This is a genomic window from Janthinobacterium tructae (assembly GCF_006517255.1).
Taxonomy (GTDB): domain Bacteria; phylum Pseudomonadota; class Gammaproteobacteria; order Burkholderiales; family Burkholderiaceae_D; genus Janthinobacterium; species Janthinobacterium tructae.
In genome coordinates, this window is sequence record NZ_CP041185.1 from 1,926,407 (window position 1) to 1,949,363 (window position 22,957).

Below are 22,957 nucleotides of genomic sequence, written 5' to 3' on the forward strand. Positions count from 1 at the left end.
GTTACACCAGCCGGGGAGGTGTTCTGGTTCGTGCATTTCCCGCCGCGCCATCCCTCCCCTGCTTTTTTACTTTAGGAATGAGACGGATGGCAACACACGACACCGCAGCAAGCAGCATGACCCTGGACCGCGCCGGCATCGAGCAGCAACTGGCGCAATCAGTGCACCACTTCATCGAGTGCACCTTCGACGGCGAAGACTTGTCGCGCCTCGATTTGCAAGGTTGCACGTTTGAACGCTGCACCTTTGCCGAAACCAGCTTGTTCGCCAGCAAGCTGGCGCGCAGCACCTGGCGCCGCTGCCGCGCCGGCAGCGCCGATTTCGAATCCGTCGACGCCGTCGACGCCACGTTCGAAGGCTGCGACCTGAACAACACGAAATGGCGCCGCGCCAAACTCGCCTCGGTCACGTTCCGCGGCTGCAAGCTGACGGGCGCCTCGTTCGAGGAAGTGGCCCACCTGGGCCTCACCTTCGAAGACAGCCTGCTGGTGGGCGCCGACCTGCGCGGCTTCTCGTTCCGCAAGGCCATCTTGAAACAGCTGGATTTTTCCGACGCCTACCTGGCCGGCTGCGACTTCCGCGACGCCGTCTTCGAAGGGGGCAGCTTGCGCAACGCCACCATCAAACTGGCGAAGTTCCAGGGCGCGGACTTGCGCGGCGTCGATATCGACGGTTTCAAATTGAGCGAAGCGGCGCTGCTGAAAGGCGCCGTCATCACGCATGCGCAGGCAGCGAACTTCATGCGCGCGCTCGATCTGGTAGTAATCTAATTGGTATTGATTTAATTTCAACAGGCAAAAAAAAGCCCGCTGCGGGAGCGGGCTGAATCTATTTCCTTGGAGGAGATAGAGGAGACAAATGCATCTTGCGGCATCGCGGCATATCACGCCACTTTATATTCATGATGATAGAAATTACTGCCAGTGATAATGAGCAGACATCAGGGTTTCAAGCCGGGCGGCGCGTGGCCAGCGGTAAAAATTCTGCCAGCCACACCAGCAGGGCCAGGCCCGGAAACGCCATGCCGGTCAGCAAGGTCGCTGGCCAGCCGTAGCTGGCGTACACCCAGGCACCGATGGCCGAGCCAGCCGCACCGCCGGCGAAGAACAGCGCGAAATACAGGCCGTTCAGGCGGCCCCGCACTTCCGCGCCCAGGCTGAAGATGGCGCGCTGGCCCAGCACCAGATTCGCCGCCACGCCCATATCGAGCACGATGGAAGCGAGCACCAGCAAGCCCAGTGCCACGTGTTTTGACGTTGGCGCAAACATCGGCAAGGCAAACGCGACGATGCCCAGCGCCAGCGCGGCAGCCGTGGCAGGCAAGGTGTGGCCCGCATCGGCCAGGCGGCCGGCAATCGGCGAGGCGACGGCGCCGGCCATGCCGACCAGGGCAAAGATGGCGATGCCCGTTTGCGACAGGCCGAACGCGGGGCTGGCCAGCACCAGCGGCGTGACGGTCCAGAACAGGCTGAAGGCGCCAAACAGGCCCGCATGGTAAGCGGCGCGGCGGCGCAGCACGGGCGTGCCCAGCAGCAGATGCCACAGCGAGGCCATCAGGGCCGGATATTTCATATTCGACACGGGCTGGCGTACGGGCAAGGCGCGGCGCAGGACTGCTGCCAGCGCCAGCATCAGTACGGCGGCGCCGCCAAACACCACGTGCCAGCTGGCGTGCGCGGCCACCAATGACGCCACGGGACGGGCCAGCATGATGCCCAGCAACAAGCCGCTGACCACCTTGCCGACCGTCTGGCCCCGCGTCGCTTCCTGCGACAGGTGGGCGGCAAACGGCACGATCACTTGCGCCGCCACGGAACCGAGGCCGATGGCCAGCGCAGCGGCCAGGAACACGATGGCGCCCGTGCTCATCGCCGCGACCACCAGGGCGGTGGCCGTCACCAGCAAGGCCGTGATGATCAGGCGGCGGTTTTCCAGCAAATCACCGAGCGGCACGACAAACAGCAGGCCCAGGGTATAGCCGACTTGCGTCAGCGTGACGATCAGCCCGGCCGCCTTGGCCGACAGGCCCGTCGACGCGCTGATGGGCCCGACGAGGGTTTGCGCATAATACAGATTGGCCACGATCAGGCCGGAAGCGACGGCCAGCAGCAGCACCATGGCGGGTGCAATGTCGTGGGGAGCAGAAGATGAGGCCTTGTTCATGTTGTTTCCTCGGTTCGATAGGGATGTTGCCATTCTAGGCAAAACCGGGCCTAAGATAATTAGCGCATAATCTACCTACACTTTTCACATAAAATGAACAATGGAAGCTATCCTATGGACAAGATCAAGGCCATGCAGACCTTCGTGCGCATCGTCGAAGCCAACAGCTTTTCCAAAGCGGCCGAGACCTTGAATTTGCCGCGCGCCGCGCTGACGGCCACCCTGCAAAAGCTGGAAGCCTATCTGGGCACGCAATTGCTGCAGCGAACCACGCGCCGCCTGTCCCTGACGCCGGAAGGGGCCGAGTACTTTCGCCACTGCATCGATATCCTGAAGGCCGTCGACACGGCGGAACTGGCGTTCCGTGGGCCCGACGCGACAAAACCGCGCGGCTTGTTGCGCATCAACTTGCCCAATACGGTAGGCCGCAGGCTGGTCGTGCCGCATATCGCGCGCTTCCACGCCGCCTGGCCGGACGTGCAATTGCAGCTGAGCCTGACGGACCGCCTGGTCGACCTGACGCAGGAAGGCATCGATTGCGCCTTGCGCGTGGGCACTTTGCAAGATTCCGCCTTCATCGGCAAACAGGTCGGCCTGATGCGCTTTGTCACCTGCGCGTCCCCTGCCTACCTGGCGCGCCACGGCACGCCGCACACCCTGGCGGACCTGGCCACGCACAGCGGCATCATGCATTATTCGGGCCGCACGGGACGCGCTTTCGACTGGGATTTCCTGCAAGGCAAGGAGGTCGTGCGCGTGCAGATGGCCGGCCCCATCGCCGTCAACGATGCCGACGCCAGCGTCGCCTGCGCGCTACAAGGGCTGGGCCTGGCGCAAGCGGCCTTGTACCAGGTGCGCGAGCACCTCGACAGCGGCGCGCTGGTGGCCGTGCTGGCCGACCACCCGCCGACGCCGATGCCCATGTCGCTGTTGACGCCGCAAGGGCGGCTGGCCACGCCCAAGCTGCAGGCGTTTGCCGGCTGGCTCACGGCCCTGCTGGCCGCCCAGCCCGACGTGCAACTCCCAACGCACAAAATCTGAGGCAAAAAAAAGCCCGCTGCGAGAGCGGGCTGAATCTATTTTCTTGGAGGAGAATAGAGGAGACAAGTGCATTATGCTGCATCGCGGCATATCAATCCAATTGATTGTTGGAATGATAGAAATACGCCAAACAGATAACTGATCGGGACGAAAAAAAACCGGCTCCTTCAGGAGCCGGTTTTCCACCTCACAACAAGCCTTACTTCGCTGCCGTCACCGGCGTCGCCTTGGTATCGGCGCCATACGGCAAGACCTTGGACGCCATGCGGGTATCGGCCTTGATCAGCGCCACTTCATCGGCCAGGATGCGCGCCGCTTCGTTCAGCAGCACGTCCTTGGCGCTCTTGGCGGCCGTTTCGGCATCGAGCTCGGCGCTGAGGGCCCGCTCGTCGCCCTGCAAGCCGTCGTCGGTGCGCAAGGCGCCCTTCACGGCGGCGATCTGCTTGGCCGTCTTGCTGGCCGCTTTCGCGCCCTTCAGCACGTCTTTTGGATCAGGAATCACCACCAGGTCGTCGGCAGGATTCGAAATTTGTGCGATCAGGCGCTTTTCACGTGCCTTGGCGCGCGCTTCCTGGGCATCGCGCTCCTTGCGGCGCACGGTTTCATTGAGCGAAATCTGGTTTTCCTTGCGCTGCTTGACGACCAGGGCTATGTCATCGAGCAAGTACTGGAAATCCTTGTCCTTGGCCACGCGCGCTTCATGCTTCTTGTCCAGCAGCGGCACGATATCTTTCAGGTCGCCCGTCGGCATGTATTGCGCCGGCTTGATGGCCACCCATGGCAGGGCATTGTCATAGCTCGATTCGCCAAAGTTTTCCGTGTCCGACATGGCTGGCAGCTTGATGTCGGGGGTGACGCCGCGCAACTGCGTGGTGCCGCCATTGATGCGGAAGAATTGCGCGATGGTCATTTTCAGCTCGCCGAAGCGGGCTTTCTCGCTGCCGCCGAAACGGTCGAGGTTGAACAAGGTTTGTACGGTACCCTTGCCGAAGCTGCCTTCGCCGATGATGACGCCACGGCCGTAGTCCTGCACGGCGGCGGCGAAAATTTCGGAGGCCGATGCGGAGCCGCGGTTGATCAGCACGCCCATCGGGCCATCCCATGCCAGGCCGGCATTCGTATCACTTTCCACGTCGACCTTGCCTTCGGCATTGCGCTGCATCACGACCGGGCCCTTGTCGATGAACAGGCCCGTCAGTTCGACGGCTTCGTTCAGCGAACCGCCGCCGTTGTTGCGCAAGTCGATCAGGACGTTGTCGACCTTATCCTTCTTCAACTCGGTCAGCAAACGGCTGACGTCGCGCGTGGCGCTCTTGAAATCTTTGTCGCCACGGCGGCGCGCCTCGAAATCCTGGTAGAACGTCGGCAGGGAAATGACGCCGATGCGGCGCTTGACGCCGTTTTCACGCACTTCGATGACCGATTTCTTCGCCGCCTGCTCTTCCATGCTGATTTTCTTGCGCACCAGCGGCAAGACCACGTGCTTGGCGTCCGGGCCGGCGTCGGCCGGCAGGATATCGAGGCGCACCACGGAATCCTTGGCGCCGCGGATCAGCTGCACCACGTCGTCGATGCGCATGCCCAGTACTTCGGTGATGGGGCCGCTTTCGCCCTGCCCCACGCCGACGATGCGGTCGCCCACTTTCAGCTTGCCCGACAAGCCGGCCGGGCTGCCCGGCACGACTTCGCGCACCACCGTATATTCATCGCGCGTCTGCAGCACGGCGCCGATGCCTTCAAGCGACAGGCGCATGGCGATGTCGAAGTTGTCCGAGGCGCGCGGGCCCAGGTAATTGGTATGCGGTTCGATCGACATGGCGTAAGCGTTCATGAAGATCTGGAACACATCTTCGCTGTTGAGCTTGCGCGAACGGGTGGTGTAGCTTTCATAGCGCTTGTCCAGCGTTTCGCGGATGGCCTTGTCTTCCTTGCCCGCCAGTTTCAGGCGCAGCCAGTCGTTCTTGACACGCTTGCGCCACAGGTCGCGCACTTCTTCGTCGTTCTTCGGCCAGGCCGCCTTTTCGCGGTCGATCTGGTAGCTCTCGTCGGCGGCAAAGTCGAACTTGGTTTTGAGTAATTCACGCGCATACGCCATGCGCTCGTCGAAACGCTGCTGGTACAGGTTGTAAATGGCAAACGGCGCCGTCAAGTCTTCATTGATGATGGCATCGTCCAGCCGGGTGCGCAGCGGGGCGAAACGGTCGATGTCGGCCTGCACGAAAAACAGTTTTTCCGCGTCCAGCGACTTGAAATAGCGGTCGAAGATTTTCTCCGACATGGCGTCATCGAGCGGCGTGGCCTTGTAATGGACGCGCGTCAAGACGCGCGATGCCCACAAGGCGGCCTGCGTTTGCTGGGCCAGCGGCTTCATGGTGAGCGGAGGAGCGGCGCTCTTGTCCGTCTGGGCTGCGCCAGCGTGGGCTGACAGGGCGAGCACCAGGGTGACCAGCATCATTTGCTTCTTCATCGGCTTCTCCGAAAATTAGTTGAATCAATTCCAGGCGGCGCAGCTATGCATGCGCCAGCCAGCAAGACAGTAAGGGGAATACACGACTGGTCTGCATATTATTCTACAGGATACGGCCTGGCAGTCTCCCATGGAAGATCAGTTTCTTCCTGGAAGCTTAAACGCGGATTAAAGGCCGCGTCTCATTCATTACAAACTGAAACATTCGTGACAAAAATCGCATCGCCCGCCAGCGATGAAGATCAACTTGCGCCATTGAAATCAGAAAAGTCAATGGGGCATTTTCGCAACGCTTGATGCAGACGATGTTTTTGTGCAAAAAAATGATTCTTGCGGGAAACACTTAGTAACAAAAGGCAAGCAACATGCTATCATCGCGGCCTGAAATTTTGCTTGCACGCGTGCAGCTCTCAAGCGGGCACGCCTCCGCTTCAAGCGCATCCCCCACCAGATCTCCTCCCCATGTGTCATGTCATGACCAGGAATGGCCGAGCTGATTACCCTTTGCCAGACTCACACTATGCCTACAAAATCGTTCTCCCCCCGCCATTGGAGTGTCGGCGGCAAGATTACCGTCTTCACGTTTGCCCTCGTCAGCCTGATCCTCGCCAGCCTGACGACCTTGATCAGCATCCGCATCTCGACCGTACTGGAACAGCGCGCCGAAGCGGCCGTCACCAGCGAGCTCAATAGCGTCATGACGACCACGCAAGTATTCCACACGGCCATGGTCAACGAGGCGGCCAGCTTCGCCCGCCTGTTCGCGGCCGAATTTCCCGGCCCGTTCACGGTCGACGCGGGCGCCATGGTGGCCGTGGCCGGCAAGGCCACGCCCGCCCTGGCCAACGGCGGCAAGGTGCTCAACCTCGACACGGCCGTGGTCGACCGCTACACGGCGCAGACGGGCGTGATCGCCACCATCTTTGCCGCCAACGGCGATGAATTCGTGCGCATCAGCACCTCGCTGAAAAAGCAGGATGGCGAACGCGCCATCGGTACCCAGCTCGACCACAATCACCCCAGCTATGCGCCGCTGCACGCAGGCCAGCGCTTCGTTGGCATGGCCACCTTGTTTGGCAAGCAATACATCACCCAGTACGATCCCGTGCGCGATGCTGGCGGCAAGGTGGTGGGCGTGCTGTTCATCGGTCTCGATATCAGCAAGAATCTGGCCATGCTGAAAGAGAAGATTCGCCAGGTCAAGATCGGCCAGACGGGCTACATCTATATCGTCGACACGGCCCCCGGTGCCAATTACGGCCACCTGGTGCTGCACCCGAACAGCGAAGGCAAGAGCGCGCTCGATTTCAAGGCCAGCGATGGCCGCCTGTTCATCCAGGAAATGCTGGCGCAGAAAGACGGTGCCATGCGCTATACGTGGACGGCGCCGGGCGAAACGAGTGCCAGCGCGCGCGAAAAGCAGCTGTATTACCGTCAATTCAAGGAATGGCAATGGATCATCGCGGGCGGCACGTTCACGGACGAGATCACCCTGGAGGCGCGCCAGCTGCGCAAGCAGCTGGCCATTTCCGGCTTCATCGCCCTGCTCGTCTTCGCCCTGCTGCTGTACTGGCTGGTGCGCGCGCTCGTCTCGCGCCCGCTGGCCGCCGCCGAAACGGCCGCCGCGCAGATTGCCGCCGGCGACCTGACGGTACACCTCGATACGACCAGCATGGACGAAATCGGCCGCCTGCTGCGCGCCATGAACCGCATCAGCGACAACCTCTCGCAAGTGGTCGGCAATGTGCGCGGCAGCGCCGGGCAAATCGCCACGGCGTCCGGTGAAATCGCCAGCGGCAATCTGGATTTGTCGAGCCGCACGGAACAGCAAGCCAGTTCGCTGGAAGAAACGGCCGCCTCGATGGAAGAACTGAGTTCCACCGTGCGCCAGAACGTCGATCACGCACAGCAGGCAAGCCGGCTGGCGCGCGACTCGTCGAGCCTGGCAGCCGAAGGCGGCGCGGCCGTAGCGCAAGTGGCCAGCACCATGGACGCCATCCGCAGCTCGTCAAGCAAGATCGCCGACATCATCGGCGTGATCGACGGCATCGCCTTCCAGACGAATATCCTGGCCTTGAACGCGGCCGTGGAAGCGGCGCGGGCCGGCGAGCAGGGACGCGGCTTTGCCGTCGTCGCCACCGAGGTGCGCACCCTGGCGCAGCGCTCGACGGCCGCCGCGAAAGACATCAAGGATCTGATCCAGGCATCCGCCGGCACGGTGGACCTGGGCCACGCCCAAGTGAGCCAGGCCAGCGCCACCATGGATACCGTGGTGGCCAGCGTGCAGCAAGTGAGCGCCATCATGGCCGAGATCGCGCAGGCCAGCGACGAGCAGCGCAGCGGCATCGAGCAAGTCAACCAGGCCATCGCCCAGATGGACCAGGTGACCCAGCAGAACGCGGCCCTGGTGGAAGAAGCGGCCGCGGCGGCCGACGCCTTGCAGGAACAGGCGCAGGAGCTGAACCAGGTGGTGGGCGTGTTCAAGCTGTAAGGTCATGCCTGGTGCTAAGATGGGGAAAAATCCACCTTGCCAGGAGACACGATGCACGACGACTACGTTTTAATAGCCCGGCTGATGATCCCCACGGATGCGCACGTCATCCGCGGCTGCCTCGCAGCGGCCGGCATCGACGTGCTGCTGACGGACGACCAGCACATGCAGGCCGACATGCTGCTGGCAGCCGCCATCGGCGGCGCCCGCGTCATGGTGCGCGAGCACGATGTGGCGCGCGCGAATGACATCCTGGCCGCCTTCGAGCGGGGCGACCTGGCGCTGGCGGACGATGCCGACGTGGGAGTGCCCGTCGCCGAGTAAAGTTTAGGAGTAGAAACAGCGTCCACATGCCTGGCGGTAACTCTCGTTGCCGCCAATACTGATCTGCTCGCCTTCCTTGATGCGGTGGCCCTGTTCATCCACGCGGATGTTCATCGTGGCCTTCTTGCCGCAAGTACAAATATTCTTCAATTCCTCGATATCGTCGGCCAGCGCCAGCAGATAGGCCGAGCCGGGAAACGGTTCGCCCTTGAAATCCGTGCGCAAGCCATAGCAGATGACGGGCACGCCCTTCACTTGCGCCAGCTGGTGCAGTTGCTGCACCTGGGCCGTGCTGAGAAATTGCGCCTCATCGACCAGCAAACAGGCGACCTGGGGTATATCGTCGAGGAAATTCGTGTCGGCATGGAAGATATCGACCTGGCGCTGCGGGCCCAGGCGCGAGGTGACGCGGCCTACGCCGTAGCGGCTGTCGATGGCTGCCGTGTACAGGCGCACCTGCTGGCCCTGCTCTTCATAGTTGTGCGCGACTTGCAACAAGGCCGTCGACTTGCCCGCGTTCATCGCGGAATACCGGAAATAAAGTTTTGCCACCGCCGCCTGCCCTGTCTGGTTGATTTTCAATACTATTTAGTATCTTTTCGAGGCGTGATTATAAATCGCAATGGAGGACTTGCGGCAGCTTAATAGTCCTGCCTTTGGCGCGGCAAACGGACAAAAAACGGCGCATACTCGCATCGCGCACCTTGCCGCCGATATGCGCAGGGCGCATATGCAAGCATATAAACATTCGTTCGCCGCACTCGTCCACCCGCCTACACTGCGCGGCACGGAAGGCTGCTCGGGACACAATCCGGAGCGGCTGTTTCTCTGACAGGAGCCACCATGAATGATCGAATGCCATCCCCATCCCAGCCGCCAGCGCTATACAAGCTGATCGGCAATACCCCACTGGTCGAAGTCACCAGGCTAGCCACAGGCCCGTGCCAGCTGTTCCTGAAACTGGAATCGCAAAATCCCGGCGGTTCCATCAAGGACCGCATCGGCCTGTCCATCATCGAAGCGGCCGAAGCCGACGGCCGCTTGCAGCCCGGCGGCACCATCGTCGAGGCCACCGCCGGCAACACCGGCATCGGCCTGGCCCTGGTGGGCCGCATCAAGGGCTACCGCGTGATTCTCGTCGTGCCCGACAAGATGTCGACGGAAAAAGTGCTGCACCTGAAAGCCCTGGGCGCGGAAGTGCACACCACGCGCTCGGACGTGGGCAAGGGCCATCCCGAGTACTACCAGGATTACGCGGCGCGCCTGGCGCGCGAGCTGCCGGGCGCCTTCTTCGCCGACCAGTTCAACAATCCGGCCAATCCGCTGGCCCACGAAACGACCACGGCGCCCGAAATCTGGGAGCAAAGCGGGCATGACGTGGACGCCATCGTCGTCGGCGTCGGTTCCTCAGGCACCCTGACGGGCCTGACGCGCTACTTCCGCAAGGTACAGCCGAAGCTGGAATTCGTGCTGGCAGACCCGCAGGGCTCCATCCTCACGGAATACATCGAGTCCGGCAAAGTCAGCGACACGAGCGGCTCGTGGGCCGTGGAAGGCATCGGCGAAGATTTTATTCCGTCTATCGCCGACATGGACAGCGTCACGCAGGCCTACACCATCACGGACCAGGAAAGCTTTGATTCCGCGCGCGCCCTGCTGCTTGCCGAAGGCATCTTGGGTGGCTCGTCGACCGGTACCCTGCTGGCCGCTGCCCTCAAATACTGCCGCGAACAGACGACGCCAAAGCGCGTCGTCACGTTCGTGTGCGACACGGGGACGCGTTATTTATCCAAAGTCTACAACGACGGCTGGATGCGCGACCAGGGCCTGTTGCAGCGGGCGCCCTCGGGCGACTTGCGCGACCTGATCGGACGCCGCTACGACGAGGGCGACGTCGTCAGCGTGGCGCCGGGCGACACCCTGCTCACCGCCTTCAATCGCATGCGCTCGGCCGACCTGGCGCAGCTGCCCGTCATCGACAGCGGCCAGCTGGTCGGCATCCTCGACGAATCTGACTTGCTGCTGCACGTCTCCGGCGACGCCGCGCATTTCGCCGGTCTGGTGGGCGCCACCATGACGACGCAGATCGAAACCCTGGCGCCCTCAAGCGGCTTGCCCGCCCTGCGCGCCACCCTGGACCGTGGCTTGACGGCCGTCGTCGCCGACGCTGACGCCTTTTATGGCCTGATCACCCGCTTCGACCTTCTCAACCACTTACGCCGGACACTATCTTGAGCCACGAAACCACACGCAAGAGCCACCTCGCCACGCGCGTCATCCACGCCGGCCAGTCGCCCGACCCATCGACGGGCGCCATCATGCCGCCCATTTACGCCACTTCCACCTTCGTGCAAGAGAGTCCCGGCGTGCACAAGGGCCTCGATTACGGCCGCTCGCACAATCCCACGCGCTGGGCGCTCGAGCGCTGCGTGGCCGACCTGGAAGGCGGCAGCGCGGCCTTCGCGTTCGCCTCCGGCCTGGCCGCTATCTCGTCCGTGCTGGAATTGCTCGACGCTGGCAGCCATATCGTCGCCGGCGACGATATGTACGGCGGCACCTACCGTTTATTTGAGCGCGTGCGCCGCCGCTCGGCCGGCCACGCATTCACGTATGTGGATTTGACCAATCCGGAAAACCTGCTGGCCGCGCTGCGCCCGGAAACGAAGATGGTATGGGTGGAAACGCCCACCAACCCCATGCTGAAACTGGCCGACCTGCGGGCGATTGCCGACATCTGCCGCGCGCGCGGCATCATCGCCGTGGCCGACAACACCTTCGCCAGCCCGCTGGTGCAGCGCCCCCTGGAACACGGTTTTGATATCGTCGTCCACTCGACCACCAAGTATCTGAACGGCCACTCGGACATCATCGGCGGCATCGCCATCGTCGGCGCGGAAGAACGCCAGGCCGAATGGCGCGAGCAGCTGGCCTTCCTGCAAAACTCGGTGGGCGCGATTGCCGGCCCGTTCGACAGCTTTTTGGCCCTGCGCGGCGTGAAAACCCTGGCCATCCGCATGCAGCGCCATTGCGAAAGCGCGCTGGCCCTGGCGCAATGGCTGGAACAGCAAAAGGAAGTGAAAAGCGTGTTTTATCCGGGCCTGGCCTCGCACCCGCAGCACCAACTGGCGCAGCGCCAGATGGATGGCTTCGGCGGCATCATCTCGATCGACCTCGATACGGACCGGGCCGGCGCGCGCCGCTTCCTGGAACGCTGCGAGGTGTTCGCCCTGGCCGAAAGCCTGGGCGGCGTGGAAAGCCTGATCGAACACCCTGCCCTGATGACGCATGCCAGCATCCCGCCCGAACAGCGGGCCAAGCTGGGCATCGGCGACGGCCTGATCCGCCTGTCCGTGGGCATCGAGGACATCGAAGACCTGCGGCATGACTTGCGCACGGCGCTCGACGCGATTTGAGGGGACAGTGTCGGATTACGCTGCGCCTCGGCGGCCCCGCTAATCCGACCTACATGCTACGGTACGCCGTAGGTCGGATTAGCACGGCAACGCCGTGCGTAATCCGACACCTCGTTGGCATAAGCAACACCGCTCACTCCCCCGGCCGATACCTGCGCTCCAGGTGCTGTTCCATCTGCTCGGGATAAAACAGCACCTCCTTGAATTGACCGCGCGCATACATGACCGCCTGGTCCTGGAAGTGCGGCGACTGCGGGTCGCCGCTCTGGCCACCGGCGAGGATGCTTTTCGCCCTGATGCGCGGGCCGAATTCCACGGCCGCCACAAAACTGTTGCCACGCTCGCCATAGATGCGTTTCGTGGTGCTCTTGCTGCTCTGGCCATACGCAGCCAGCGCGCCCCAGTTGCCCGACGCGTAAGGCACGGGCAAGCTGGGTTGCGCATCGTCGAACGGTTGCACGATATCTCCCGTCAGGCGCTGGTAGCGGTTGATCTCGCCCCACGGCGTTTGCCAGTGGCCGAAATCGCGCTGCAGTTTATCGGCGGCGCTGGCCAAGGCCGCCAGGCGCTGCGCCGCAGTGACCCTCTCCGTCGCCATGAAGTCAACCACGGGCACTCCCTGCTCGCGCGCCTGCTTGCCTGTCAGCTCGGCCAGTTCCTGGCCCCAGAACACGGCCAGCGAAGTGGCCGTGGACGTCAGAGAATAGCGCCAGTCCCAGGCCCGCAGCAGCGCGACCTTGTCGGCCAGCGCCAGCTTTTGCGCAGAGTTCTCCGACAGCGCATCGAAGGCGGCGAACAGCGGCGGCAGCAGCGACTCGAACGCCGTCAGTTCGCTGTCGTAGGACGCGGCGATCAGGCTGTCCAGGGTAAAACCCGTCCTGTTCTGGAACACCTTGACGGCATGCAGGCCGCGCGCATTTTCGCCATACACGGACATGTAGGCGGGATAGTCCTGCTGGCGCGGACTGTTGGCGCCGGCCGCCGAATACGGCCAGTTGTTGGTGTTCTGTATCCAGCCGTTCTTCGGATTGAACAGGGTGATGGTTTGCGCCACCGTGTGCAGCCCTTGCCATTGCGTGGCCGGGTCGCTGCCGTCAACAGGCTGCTTCCAGTTGAAGCGCGGATCGCGCACGGGGATGAAATTACCGTGGAAATAGGCGATATTGCCGTCCGCATCCGCATATACCGTATTGTTCGACGAATTCGTGCGCAGTTCCATCGTCTTGTAAAACGCCGCGTAATCGCGCGCCTTGGTGCGCGTGTACGACTGCGTCAAAGCCTTCAACGGTTCATTCATCAGCCGTACTGCCACCCATTTACCATCCTGCACGCGCACGATGGGACCGTGGTGGCTGTAGTAGACCGTGATGGTTTTCGCCCCCATGCCGCCATCGGCCAGTTTATATGGCAAGGTAATCGGCACGGCTTTCAAGGGGCGCAGCGCGCCGTCATAGCGGTAGAACCATGCGCCATCACGGTCGACGATGCTTTCCAGGTATTCGTCGATGACGTCGCCGCCGCCCGAAGTATGCATCCAGCCCAGGCGCTCATTGAAACCCTGGTAGACGAAGAACTGGCCCCAGGTGACGGCGCCGTACGCGTTCAGGCCTTCGCCGCTGGTCATCTGCACTTCGGGGCGGAAATAGAACGAGGTGTGCGGATTGATCATCAAGAGCGCGTGGCCATTTTTCGTGATCGCGGGCGCGATGGCGAAGCCGTTCGAACCGCTAGGCTCGGGTTCCAATCCGGACGCCAACCCGGTCTCGATGCTGGCCAGCGCCACGGCGGCCGGCCTGGCCTGCTGGCCGTAAAACGCTTCGAGCTGCGCCAGGTTGATCGATTCGATATCGCCGCCGATGCTGCCTTCGCTGAAACTCAAGGCCATCCACGGCTCGAAATGCGTGATGAGCCGCGGTTTCACCTGCGGGTGCGTGGCCAGGTAAAAATTGAGGCCATCGGCAAACGCATCCATCAACTTGCGCAGCCACGCTGGGCTGGCGCGGTACTGCGCCTGCAGCTCCAGCGGGTCGATGAAGAGCTTCATGCGCAGGTCGCGGTACAGCTCCCGTTCGCCCTCCACTTCCGCCAGCCGCCCCATGGCATTGATATAGTTCAATTCCACACGGGGAAAATCATCCTCGGCTTGCGCATACATCAGGCCAAAGACGGCATCCGCATCCGTCTTGCCCGTCACGTGGGGAATGCCCCAGGTGTCGCGCGCGATGCTGACGTTGGCGGCCTGCGCCTGCCAGCGGGCCATGTCAGCAACAGAAGCGGCGGGCGCCGCCAGCACCGGGGGAACTGCAACGGCGCTGCAGACGATGGCGGCAAACAGGGTGCGGCGAGCCAGCATGAACTACTCCAGTAATCAGGATGCGTCGATCAGCGTGGCGATGCGCTGGTTGAGTTCCACATTTTCCGCCTGCAATTGCGCCACTTTCTGCTTCAAACTGGCGATCTCGCCACGCAGGCGCTCCGCTTCGGACGGCGCCTGCGCCGCGTTTTCCGCCCACGGCTCGTTGCCCGTTTCCGGCGTGTCCTGCGACACGTGGGGCGCTTTCGGCTCGCGCGGCGTGCGCGTGGCGGCGCGCTGTTCGCGGATTTCCTTGGCCGCCTGGCGTAATAATTTCTTGCCACCGGCGACGGCCGCCACCTGCTCTTCCGGCGGCAGCGACGCCACGGTGGCCGCCGCATTGATGGAAATCGTGCCCGAGCGGACCGCTTCCACCAGCTCCGGCGCGGCCGCCTTCTGGATTTTTTCGATCTGGCTGATCTGGTTGCTGCTCAGGCGCGCCGCCTTGGCCACCTCTTCGCGCGTGCTCATGGGGGGTTTCGGCGCGTTTTCGCCTTCCGGCGCGTCAGCCGCGCTGACGGGCGCCGGGCTGCGCGCGGCGACGATTTCCTTCTTGCGCAAGGCCAGCACGCCGCGCTGGAAGTCCGACACGCTGCGGCGCGCCAGATGATTGTCGATCATCCACAGCATGACGTCGTCGAGCGAAGTAAAGCTGGTGTTCTGGATGGTCTTGAATTCGATGCCGTGCTGGCGGCAGATGGCGTAGCGGTTATGCCCGTCGATCAGCACGTCGTTCCACAGCACCAGCGCGTCGCGGCAGCCTTCGGCCAGCAGGCTGCGCTCGAGCGCCGCGTATTCGCTGGCGGTGAGCGGGTCGATATACGACTGCAGCACCTGATTGATAGTGATATTCATGGTTGTCCTCAATATTGCGGCGCGATGGTCCGCGCCGGCACGAATGCTACACCATCCACCGCCCCTGGCCGGGTAAAATCACGGCGGCACAGCTCATACAAAAACACGGACCATGAAAAGAAAGTACGCCACCGCGATCATTTTTAGCGTTGCCGCCATCGGCTTCACCTGGGTCAGCCCCTATATCGCCATGTACCGCATCAGCATCGCGGCGAAATCCGTGCGTCTGGAAAACCTCGCGCAGCAGGCCGACCTGCCCGCCATACGCGCCAGCGTGGCGCACCAGTTGCGGGTGGCCGGCGAAAAGGCCAATGACGAGGATTTCAAGGAAATGCTCGACACCATCGTCTCGCCGCCCGGCATCACGCTGCTGATACTGCACGGCAAGCAAGGGGAGGATGGCAAGCGCCACGACTTCGGCATGGCGTACCGCTCGTGGAACGAAGTGGTGCTGCAGCGCAGCGGCGCCGGCCCCGCCGCCAGCCAGTTTTTGCTGCGCCGGCATGGCATCTGGGACTGGAAGCTGACGGATATTACTTTGCCGCCGGAATTACTCTGACGAAACTTGATCTAAAACAACACTTACCTAAACCACCATATTGATTTTGGGAAATATTATGTAGAATGCTAGTACTTCAGGCGCACCGGGTCGCCAGGCATCCGAGAGATTGCACGATGAAAAGAATGTTGCTTCTCGCTCTAGTGGCACTGGTCGCGCTGGCCGGCGCCTTCTATGGCAGCCCGTATTTCACCATGAACAAGATCCGCGCGGCAACCATGGACGAGGATACCCAGGCCTTGGCGGCACAAATCGACCTGGCGCAGCTGCGCGGCAGCCTGGGGCAGCAACTGCATGCCCTGTTCTCGGCGCCGGAAGTGGCCGACGACATCAGCGCCGACGTCATCGACCCCTTGCTCGATACCATGCTGATGCCTGAAGGCATAGTCGCCTTGATGAGGCTCAATGACCGTTACGAAAAACCGATCGCCAAGGTCAGCGACATCAGCGGCCGCAAGCGCAATGCCAAGCCTGACTACAAGCTGCGCTACACCTCCTGGGACAGCGTCGTGGTGCAGCGTGCCCACAGCAAGAGCCATATCGGCGAGCTGACCCTGACGCGCGACGGCCTGTGGCGCTGGAAACTGGTGTCGGTGGCGCTGCCCAAGAATCTGCTGGCCGACGCGTAAGGCGCGGGCCCGGCGTATCGGCAAACAGCGGCTATCCGACACCGTACACTGCTATCATCGGGTTTTGATTTCCATCGGAGGCAGCATGTCAGACCTGGTACAACACGCACTGGCCCACGCGGGCAAACCGGCCACCACGCCCTGGGTGGTGACCCTGGTCAGCGGCGAAAAACTCACCGGCCCCATTTCCCCGCTCAGCGACGGCTGCTACGCCATCGGCCTGGGACAAATCAAGTACTTTTCCAGCGACAAGGTCGCCTGCCTGAATGTATCGGGCGCGGGCGCATTTCCCATCTAAATACCTTGGCAAGGGACATGACACAGGTCCGCTAGCCGGCCGAGGATGTTGCCTTGCTGACCTGCCCGCCAGCGCCAGCTTGCGCAGTTCGCTGTGGAAATGCCGCAACGCGCGCTGGCACAGGTTTTTTCACCAGCGCCCGCCCAATCCCGCCAGATCCTCCCTCCCAGATGCTTTCCCGTGCCCGCTCCGGCGGCGCCGGAACAAGCCTTGCTCGCCAAAAAGTTGTTTTTGGGCACGAAAATTTCATTGATTTACTGAAATTTCTATGTAAAAATGAATTTACTAAATAAACCAAATAATTTATCAAAATCATTTTTTAAGTTAGCCGGTCCTCACACCACGAATCCGTGTTCTGGATAGAGAAGCACTGCACAAGGCGCGGCCCATTACCCGACCATATATGGCTACCGGCACCACGCGTGCCCCCTTTCTAATTTCATAACGTATTCTGGGAGAGGCATCATGGATAAATTGACTGTTCGCAAGCAACTGACCCTGGCCTTCGGCCTGCTGGTCTTTCTCCTTATCGGTATCTCGATCCTGTCCATACGGAGTTTTTCCAACTCCAACGCCAGCTTTGAGCAGTATGTCACCGGCATCACAGCGCGCGCCAATACGGCGCACCGCGTGCGTAACGCGATCGACATGCGCGCCGTGGCGGCCAGGAACCTGGTACTGCTCACCAAGCCGGAAGAGCTGGACATCGAACACAAACACATCTTGCAGGCGCATGCCAATGTTGCCAAGAACATGCAGCACCTGCTGCAGCTGGCACAGCAGCCGGGGGTATCGGACGAGGTGCGCGTCATCATCAACAAGATCGACAACATCGAAAAACGCTATGCTCCCGTGGCGCTGGGCATTGTGGACCTGGCGCTGCAAAAGAAAACCGAACTAGCCATCATCAAGATGAACGAGGAATGCCGTCCGCTGCTGGCCGCCCTCGTCGCCGCCACCGATGAATATTTCACGCTGACGGACCAACGCTCCGCCCTCATCCTGGAGGAAGACGACGCGCAGTACCTTCTCAACCGGAACATCCTCATCGGCGCCAGCGTGCTGTCCATCGTGCTGGCGGCCCTGGCAGGCTGGCTCATCACGCGCCACTTGCTCAGGGCACTCGGTGCCGAACCGCGCCAGCTGTGCGACGCCGTCAGCCTGCTTGCCGGCGGCGACCTGACAGGAAAACTCAGTGTCGCGGCGAACGATAGCGTCAGCGTGTTGTCGGCGCTGCAACGCATGCAAGTGTCGCTGACCTCGGTAGTCTCCTCCGTGCGCCAGGATTCCGACACGGTGGCCCTGGCTGCCGAGGAAATTTCCACTGGCAATAACGATCTGTCCACACGCACGGAACAACAAGCCAGTTCACTGGAAGAAACGGCTTCCTCGATGGAAGAGCTCACCAGCACCGTGCGCAAGAATGCGGACAATGCCCGCGAAGCCAATGTGCTGGCGACAACCGCATCGGATGTCGCCAGCAAGGGTGGCGCCGTGGTCGGGCAAGTGATGGGCACCATGGACCTGATCAGCGAATCGTCGCGCAAGATTGTCGACATCATCAGCGTCATCGACGGCATTGCCTTCCAGACCAATATCCTGGCCCTGAATGCCGCCGTGGAAGCGGCGCGGGCCGGCGAACAGGGCCGCGGCTTCGCCGTCGTGGCGAGCGAGGTGCGCGGCCTGGCCCAGCGCAGCGCCAGCGCGGCCAAGGAAATCAAGACGCTGATCGACGATTCCGTCAGCCGCGTCGATGCCGGCTCCAGGCTGGCGGCGCAGGCGGGCACGACGATGTCCGAGGTAGTCGCCAGTGTCGCCCGCGTCAGCAATATCATCGCCGAGATCACGATGGCCAGCCAGGAACAGTCCGCCGGCATCGAACAGATCAATCAGGCGGTGGCGCAGATGGATGGCGTCACGCAACAAAATGCGGCGCTGGTGGAAGAAGCGGCGGCGGCGGCCGAATCTCTGCGCAACCAGGCCAGCAACCTGGTGCAAACCGTGAGTATCTTCAAGACGCAAGACCGCCAGGTGGTGGCACCGGCACGCACGACGGCTGCAGCACGCGCCAGCGCAAAACCGCTGCGCATGGTGCCAGCCAGCAACACCGTCAAGCGCCAGGCCGCGCCGGCAAAACCCCGTGCGGTGCAAGCGCAAGCCGTGACGGCCGGCGATTGGGAAGAGTTTTAAGCAGCTCACAGGCACAGGGGGAAGGCCGCGACTGGCACCTCCCCTGTCACGTTGCAATAACACGCCAGCATGATTTTTCGTCCAGCGAACTTGCGCCTGCCTGGACCTTACGCACTACCCTGGCCGACGGGATGCATGTGTCGGGCGAAGGCGCGTTTCCCATCTGCGTCATGCTGCGCAAGCCCGCGCTCACGCCGCCAGGCACTCGCTCCCCGGCTACGCGAGGTCGGGCAAGCGCTCCAGCGCCACTTTCAAGGCGGCAAAACACTGCGCGTCGATGGCTGTGCCCACGGTCTCGGCCATGATCTCGAGCGCTTTTGGAATGGGAATTGGCCCCCGATATGGCCGGTCGGCCGTGATGGCGTCGAAAATATCGGCCGTGGTGATGATGCGCGTTTCCAGGCTGATGTCGTCGGCCGTCAAGCCGCGCGGATAGCCCTTGCCATCGAGCCGCTCATGGTGCGCAGCTGCCACGACAGCCAGTTCGGCAAACGCATCAATGCGTGACAAAATCGTTTGTGTATAGTGTGCGTGCTGCTGCACGGCCAACCACTCATCCGCGTCGAGTTTGCCGGCCTTGTCCAGCACGCTATTGCTGACGCCAAGTTTCCCGACGTCGTGCAGCAAAGCACCCCGCTTGAGCCAGCGACGCCGCTCCGGCGTCACGCCCAAGGTTTCGGCGATCATGTCAGCATACAAGGCTACCCGGGCGCTGTGCCCGCTCGTGTACGGGCTTTTCGAATCGACCACCTGACCGAACGCGGCAGCGATGTCGTCGAGATAGTCCTCATCCACCGGCAGGGAACGGTTGGCCGGCTCCAGCGCCGCCACGGCGGCCGTCAGATCCTGCGACCGCAACATGGACCAGAAGGCGGCCGACTGCGCCACCCGTTCGAACGCCAGCACCAGTTGCGGGTCAAACCAGCTGCCCGCGCGCTGGCGCACCTCGGCCTGGGCGGCGCGCGCGCCATCGGCCGTATGAAACACGTCGATCACCTGTGCCAGCAGGGCAATGCGCGAAAACAGGGGAATCGCCTGCCCTGCCAGTTTGTCCGGCTTGCCCTGGCCATTGTAGTGTTCGTCGAGGCTGTAGATGCCCTGTGCCACGGATTCCGGAAAGCGCAGCAGGCGCGCAATGTCGGCGCCGCGCTGGCAGCGCGTGGCGATCAGCTCCTGCGCGATGTGCGCGCCGTCGCGCAAGATCGTCATCACGGCGCGGAAGCGCTCGGCCAGGCCCGCCTTCAGGCCCGTGTGCTTGAGGACGAATTTCAGCACTTGCGGCAGGCTGTCGCCCACCGTCTTGAAGCCTTGTTTGAAAGACAGATCATCCGTCAGGTAGAGCTCGCAGATGCGCGCGGCATTGCTGCTGCAGCCCAGGTCCTTGAGCAGCAGGGTGTAATACAGATTCCACAGGTCTTCATCCACCATGCCCAGTTCGCGTCCCACGTGCATGCCGATCCAGCAACAGCGGATGCAATGGCCTTCTGGCTGTCCCTCCGTGATGTCCAGGGCCTGGCTCAGGGCGGCGATCAGTTCGGAAAGCCGGATGCCGTCAACGGGCGGCGCACTTGCGGATAAGATTAACATGGCATAAATACAAATTTCCAATTTGCAATAAATTATATTCTACGCGAGATCTTGCCTGTAGATACCTTATGGCGACATCCTTGTCCATGCAACCTCGACGGCACGGCCACTTTGTTCCACGCCAACATCCTGAAACAGGGCACCAACGTCGAGTTCAACAACCTGACGGGTAGCGTCAACGAGCCGCGCACGTATGGGGTGCCGTTCAAGGCGACGTTTTGATGGGTAAGCGCTGGCGAAGACTAAGCAAGGAGGATGCCGTTCGGTGCAAGCCGACCGGCATCTTTGCACCGGTTCACGGGCAGGGGTCGCTCATAGCCAGGCAGGCTGTAAGTGACTTGGCAAAAGGCGTTATCAACGAGACCTTTGTTTGTTGAAGTAAGCGTTCGCGACATAGCAGCGCTTTGCGCCCAACTGTGTTCAAGCCCAGTAGCCGATAAAAATCCTGACTGTGAGCCACCGGAAAAATGAGGCTGGCAAACACGCCTAGGCTCTCCCGCCCCACCGAAGCGCCAAGCGCGCGCGCCGAACAATCGGCCATCGCCTCCGAACTGATCTTCAGCATGCCATGGGAAAGTTCATGCGCCAACAAAAAGAAAGTTTCATCGGTCAGGCATTGCGCCATCCCGTCTGCGGATTTTTCCGCCGCCGCCACCGTTGCTGCGACATCACCTGCGGTCAACGCCCTTTTGAGCAGTTCCGGTCTCACGTTTTTTTTCAGGTTTTCATTCAAACTCAGCCGATAATGCCGGTTAACTGCACAAAAAATCAATACGGCACGTGGCACGGTCGGAGAAATGTACAGCGTACGTGCATTGGCCTGCACCTCGGCATTGAACCAGCCTCTGGGGTCGTGCTGCATCGATGCCGCGACAGTGGCAGTGGTGACATTACGGTCGAACAGAACGGTGAACGGACTCGCGTCTGGTCGCGTCTGCAAGATCAATCGTTGCACCGCCTGCACATTGCTCTGTACCTGCCGTTGCAAGTAAGCAGCCAGGGGAATCTTGTCGTCATCAACATTGCCGAAGCGAAAAGCCTGGCCCAGCATGACAAAGTGCCTTTCACCCTCGGTGACCTGGAAAGGCAAATTCATTGCCGCGTCAGCCGCCTTGTCGGATGCCGATTTCTGGGCCTTGGAGTTGCTGTCGGAAGGTGGCGAAGCACCGGCCGTATTGATGCCAAGGACAGTCGGCACGCAGCCGGTGATCTGTATACGGACAACCGCATCCAGATACGCGGCAGCCTCGCGCTGGAGCTCGCCAAATGTACGCGCCACGCTCTGCGCCTGGCTATCGCTCAACCGGCTGCAGCCGTAGCTGGGGGCGATTTCATTGCCTGAACCGACGTCTTCGAGCAAGGCAAAGAACGCCGCGCCCAGCGCGCTGTGGTCTACCGCAGGCATTTGTACCAGCAACTGCGACGGCAGTATCGGTTCGCCATGCTGGGCCAGTGCGTTCACGCGCAGCAAAACAGTGCGTTTGCGCAAAGTAGCACCGAGCGCAGCTTCGATCTCGTCCAGCCTGCTCACCACGGCATCAATGCGCGTCAGCATGCTGTGCGTGTCGGATGGCCCGGGCTCCACCGAGCGGCATGAGCATAGCGCGCAAGCCAGCACCAGCGACAGGCAGCGCGCGTAGATGCTCATCAATGGCCCACACCAGTAATCAGAATCGGCTGGTCGACGTCGACGAGTTCCAGGCGCTGGATACCCCCGGCACCGGATGACGCGATGCGTAACTCTTTTGATTTGACGCAGACATTCAAGGGCTCGGGAAACCTGGCGCTCAACATATAGGCGGTATTGGACTGGTTGTCGCCGAAGCTCAGTTTGCCTTTGACCATATCGCGCACCGATGCCTCGGCACCAATCTTGCTGAGATCGTCACGCTTGATTTCGTAAGCGGCATTGTCGGCGCGCAGCGCCTCGCGCACCAGGTAATATCGAACGCCGGGTTCAATACGATAGTGCTTGGTATTGGAAAACCAGTTGATAGCCTCGGCTTCAGGCTGTCCTTCGACCACCATCAGCGTGGGCGCCTCGTATTTGCTGCTCACCCACAGCTTTTTGGCGGCGTTGGCGCTCACTTGCGCATCCCAACCGGTGGACTTGGTCAGGGTCGCCAACGTCGACATTAACAGGCCAACATTGAAACTCGTGCTGGCCGTATATTGTGGAAATCCCGCCGGATGCGGACCGCTTGGTTTGATGGTGTCCACCATGCCGATCTGGAACGACGTGCCGGCCTGGTCGACAGAAAAGATACTGCCAGCGGCCATCCAGGTGCTGGGCACTGGCAGGCACTGAAAGCCGGTTTTTGGCGGCGTGATGACGACTGGCTCGACTGTCTTCGGTTCCGTGTTGCAACCGGCCGACAATATCGAGAACAGCAGCAGTGTAGCGATGCCGTATTGCTGATGGGTTGGACGCATGATGAAAACCTCCCGGTGGTGGATGGACCGTGGTGCTCCGGCGGCAGCGCTGCCGGCTTGATCCATGGTCAGCTATCCATGAACACCGAGTGTGATAAATATCAATCAAACGCTGGCATGACGCGCGAAGATGGAGGCTCCGACCTGCAGGAGG

General features: G+C 61.8%; 19 protein-coding genes. 11 read left to right on the forward strand and 8 right to left on the reverse strand.

The genetic code is table 11. From position 1 onward, the window contains the following. Window positions 1–86 precede the first annotated feature (86 nt). Complete coding sequence (locus tag FJQ89_RS08440) at window positions 87–770, forward strand: pentapeptide repeat-containing protein (protein ID WP_243136478.1); 684 nt, start codon at window positions 87–89, stop codon at window positions 768–770. Between the two features lie 178 nt (window positions 771–948). On the opposite strand, the gene FJQ89_RS08445 is transcribed toward FJQ89_RS08440, so the two are convergent. Then, window positions 949–2,163, reverse strand: a complete 1,215-nt coding sequence (locus FJQ89_RS08445; protein WP_141169858.1) for an MFS transporter — start codon at window positions 2,161–2,163, stop codon at window positions 949–951. A gap of 114 nt (window positions 2,164–2,277) precedes the next feature. Between FJQ89_RS08445 and FJQ89_RS08450 the strand changes: the two genes are divergently transcribed. Then, window positions 2,278–3,204 (forward strand): LysR family transcriptional regulator, encoded by a 927-nt coding sequence (locus tag FJQ89_RS08450; protein ID WP_141169859.1) that lies wholly within the window; start codon window positions 2,278–2,280, stop codon window positions 3,202–3,204. A gap of 199 nt (window positions 3,205–3,403) precedes the next feature. Here FJQ89_RS08450 and FJQ89_RS08455 read toward each other — a convergent pair whose 3' ends face one another. Beyond that, window positions 3,404–5,671: a carboxy terminal-processing peptidase gene (locus FJQ89_RS08455; RefSeq protein WP_141169860.1), complete on the reverse strand. Its 2,268-nt coding sequence runs from the start codon at window positions 5,669–5,671 to the stop codon at window positions 3,404–3,406. Between the two features lie 520 nt (window positions 5,672–6,191). Between FJQ89_RS08455 and FJQ89_RS08460 the strand changes: the two genes are divergently transcribed. Together FJQ89_RS08460 and FJQ89_RS08465 are read left to right on the forward strand one after the other, a co-directional pair. Next, entirely contained in the window at window positions 6,192–8,162 is a 1,971-nt protein-coding gene (locus tag FJQ89_RS08460; RefSeq protein ID WP_168208406.1) for a methyl-accepting chemotaxis protein, read from the forward strand. Window positions 8,163–8,213: 51 nt separating this feature from the next. Further along, a complete protein-coding gene (locus FJQ89_RS08465; RefSeq protein ID WP_141169861.1) occupies window positions 8,214–8,486 on the forward strand; it encodes a putative signal transducing protein in 273 nt (90 codons plus the stop codon). Window positions 8,487–8,489: 3 nt separating this feature from the next. Here the strand turns inward: FJQ89_RS08465 and FJQ89_RS08470 are convergent, their stop codons facing one another. Next, window positions 8,490–9,008 carry a thymidine kinase gene (locus FJQ89_RS08470; RefSeq protein WP_096238536.1) on the reverse strand — a complete coding sequence of 173 codons (519 nt, stop codon included), beginning with the start codon at window positions 9,006–9,008 and terminating at the stop codon, window positions 8,490–8,492. A gap of 321 nt (window positions 9,009–9,329) precedes the next feature. Here FJQ89_RS08470 and FJQ89_RS08475 point away from each other — a divergent pair, with 321 nt between their 5' ends. Beyond that, entirely contained in the window at window positions 9,330–10,721 is a 1,392-nt protein-coding gene (locus FJQ89_RS08475) for a pyridoxal-phosphate dependent enzyme (RefSeq protein WP_423245193.1), read from the forward strand. Beyond that, on the forward strand, window positions 10,718–11,899 hold the full coding sequence (locus FJQ89_RS08480) for a trans-sulfuration enzyme family protein (RefSeq protein ID WP_141169862.1): 1,182 nt from the start codon (window positions 10,718–10,720) through the stop codon (window positions 11,897–11,899). The genes FJQ89_RS08475 and FJQ89_RS08480 overlap by 4 nt, the downstream gene beginning before the upstream one ends. Window positions 11,900–12,032: 133 nt before the next feature. On the opposite strand, the gene FJQ89_RS08485 is transcribed toward FJQ89_RS08480, so the two are convergent. Together FJQ89_RS08485 and FJQ89_RS08490 are read right to left on the reverse strand one after the other, a co-directional pair. Next, window positions 12,033–14,252, reverse strand: a complete 2,220-nt coding sequence (locus FJQ89_RS08485) for an acylase (protein WP_141169863.1) — start codon at window positions 14,250–14,252, stop codon at window positions 12,033–12,035. A 15-nt stretch (window positions 14,253–14,267) separates the two neighbouring features. Then, window positions 14,268–15,107: a hypothetical protein gene (locus FJQ89_RS08490; RefSeq protein ID WP_141169864.1), complete on the reverse strand. Its 840-nt coding sequence runs from the start codon at window positions 15,105–15,107 to the stop codon at window positions 14,268–14,270. Between the two features lie 112 nt (window positions 15,108–15,219). Here FJQ89_RS08490 and FJQ89_RS08495 point away from each other — a divergent pair, with 112 nt between their 5' ends. The 4 genes from FJQ89_RS08495 (at window position 15,220) to FJQ89_RS28595 (ending at window position 18,783) form a co-directional block, all read left to right on the forward strand. Continuing rightward, a complete protein-coding gene (locus FJQ89_RS08495) occupies window positions 15,220–15,666 on the forward strand; it encodes a DUF2939 domain-containing protein (protein ID WP_141169865.1) in 447 nt (148 codons plus the stop codon). Window positions 15,667–15,791: 125 nt separating this feature from the next. Continuing rightward, window positions 15,792–16,295 (forward strand): DUF2939 domain-containing protein, encoded by a 504-nt coding sequence (locus FJQ89_RS08500; RefSeq protein WP_168208407.1) that lies wholly within the window; start codon window positions 15,792–15,794, stop codon window positions 16,293–16,295. Window positions 16,296–16,380: 85 nt separating this feature from the next. Continuing rightward, a complete protein-coding gene (locus tag FJQ89_RS08505) occupies window positions 16,381–16,593 on the forward strand; it encodes a hypothetical protein (protein WP_099763360.1) in 213 nt (70 codons plus the stop codon). A 465-nt stretch (window positions 16,594–17,058) separates the two neighbouring features. Further along, complete coding sequence (locus FJQ89_RS28595; RefSeq protein ID WP_141169867.1) at window positions 17,059–18,783, forward strand: methyl-accepting chemotaxis protein; 1,725 nt, start codon at window positions 17,059–17,061, stop codon at window positions 18,781–18,783. A 216-nt stretch (window positions 18,784–18,999) separates the two neighbouring features. On the opposite strand, the gene FJQ89_RS08515 is transcribed toward FJQ89_RS28595, so the two are convergent. Then, window positions 19,000–20,370, reverse strand: a complete 1,371-nt coding sequence (locus FJQ89_RS08515) for an HD-GYP domain-containing protein (protein WP_141169868.1) — start codon at window positions 20,368–20,370, stop codon at window positions 19,000–19,002. 51 nt (window positions 20,371–20,421) lie between these two features. Between FJQ89_RS08515 and FJQ89_RS28000 the strand changes: the two genes are divergently transcribed. Beyond that, window positions 20,422–20,592, forward strand: a complete 171-nt coding sequence (locus tag FJQ89_RS28000) for a hypothetical protein (protein ID WP_168208408.1) — start codon at window positions 20,422–20,424, stop codon at window positions 20,590–20,592. Window positions 20,593–20,665: 73 nt separating this feature from the next. Here the strand turns inward: FJQ89_RS28000 and FJQ89_RS08520 are convergent, their stop codons facing one another. Both FJQ89_RS08520 and FJQ89_RS08525 read right to left on the reverse strand, forming a co-directional pair. After that, on the reverse strand, window positions 20,666–22,018 hold the full coding sequence (locus FJQ89_RS08520) for a hypothetical protein (RefSeq protein ID WP_141169869.1): 1,353 nt from the start codon (window positions 22,016–22,018) through the stop codon (window positions 20,666–20,668). Next, on the reverse strand, window positions 22,018–22,869 hold the full coding sequence (locus FJQ89_RS08525) for a hypothetical protein (RefSeq protein ID WP_141169870.1): 852 nt from the start codon (window positions 22,867–22,869) through the stop codon (window positions 22,018–22,020). The genes FJQ89_RS08520 and FJQ89_RS08525 overlap by 1 nt, the downstream gene beginning before the upstream one ends. Between the last annotated feature and the right edge of the window lie 88 nt (window positions 22,870–22,957).

What these genes read in the sequence shown, in the direction of transcription:
- FJQ89_RS08440 (WP_243136478.1), top strand. Translation starts at nt 87, where the DNA reads ATGGCAACACACGACACCGCAGCAAGCAGCATGACCCTGGACCGCGCC.
- FJQ89_RS08445 (WP_141169858.1), bottom strand. Translation starts at nt 2,163, where the DNA reads ATGAACAAGGCCTCATCTTCTGCTCCCCACGACATTGCACCCGCCATG.
- FJQ89_RS08450 (WP_141169859.1), top strand. Translation starts at nt 2,278, where the DNA reads ATGGACAAGATCAAGGCCATGCAGACCTTCGTGCGCATCGTCGAAGCC.
- FJQ89_RS08455 (WP_141169860.1), bottom strand. Translation starts at nt 5,671, where the DNA reads ATGAAGAAGCAAATGATGCTGGTCACCCTGGTGCTCGCCCTGTCAGCC.
- FJQ89_RS08460 (WP_168208406.1), top strand. Translation starts at nt 6,192, where the DNA reads ATGCCTACAAAATCGTTCTCCCCCCGCCATTGGAGTGTCGGCGGCAAG.
- FJQ89_RS08465 (WP_141169861.1), top strand. Translation starts at nt 8,214, where the DNA reads ATGCACGACGACTACGTTTTAATAGCCCGGCTGATGATCCCCACGGAT.
- FJQ89_RS08470 (WP_096238536.1), bottom strand. Translation starts at nt 9,008, where the DNA reads ATGAACGCGGGCAAGTCGACGGCCTTGTTGCAAGTCGCGCACAACTAT.
- FJQ89_RS08475 (WP_423245193.1), top strand. Translation starts at nt 9,330, where the DNA reads ATGAATGATCGAATGCCATCCCCATCCCAGCCGCCAGCGCTATACAAG.
- FJQ89_RS08485 (WP_141169863.1), bottom strand. Translation starts at nt 14,252, where the DNA reads ATGCTGGCTCGCCGCACCCTGTTTGCCGCCATCGTCTGCAGCGCCGTT.
- FJQ89_RS08490 (WP_141169864.1), bottom strand. Translation starts at nt 15,107, where the DNA reads ATGAATATCACTATCAATCAGGTGCTGCAGTCGTATATCGACCCGCTC.
- FJQ89_RS08495 (WP_141169865.1), top strand. Translation starts at nt 15,220, where the DNA reads ATGAAAAGAAAGTACGCCACCGCGATCATTTTTAGCGTTGCCGCCATC.
- FJQ89_RS08500 (WP_168208407.1), top strand. Translation starts at nt 15,792, where the DNA reads ATGTTGCTTCTCGCTCTAGTGGCACTGGTCGCGCTGGCCGGCGCCTTC.
- FJQ89_RS08505 (WP_099763360.1), top strand. Translation starts at nt 16,381, where the DNA reads ATGTCAGACCTGGTACAACACGCACTGGCCCACGCGGGCAAACCGGCC.
- FJQ89_RS28595 (WP_141169867.1), top strand. Translation starts at nt 17,059, where the DNA reads ATGGATAAATTGACTGTTCGCAAGCAACTGACCCTGGCCTTCGGCCTG.
- FJQ89_RS08515 (WP_141169868.1), bottom strand. Translation starts at nt 20,370, where the DNA reads ATGTTAATCTTATCCGCAAGTGCGCCGCCCGTTGACGGCATCCGGCTT.
- FJQ89_RS08520 (WP_141169869.1), bottom strand. Translation starts at nt 22,018, where the DNA reads ATGAGCATCTACGCGCGCTGCCTGTCGCTGGTGCTGGCTTGCGCGCTA.
- FJQ89_RS08525 (WP_141169870.1), bottom strand. Translation starts at nt 22,869, where the DNA reads ATGGATCAAGCCGGCAGCGCTGCCGCCGGAGCACCACGGTCCATCCAC.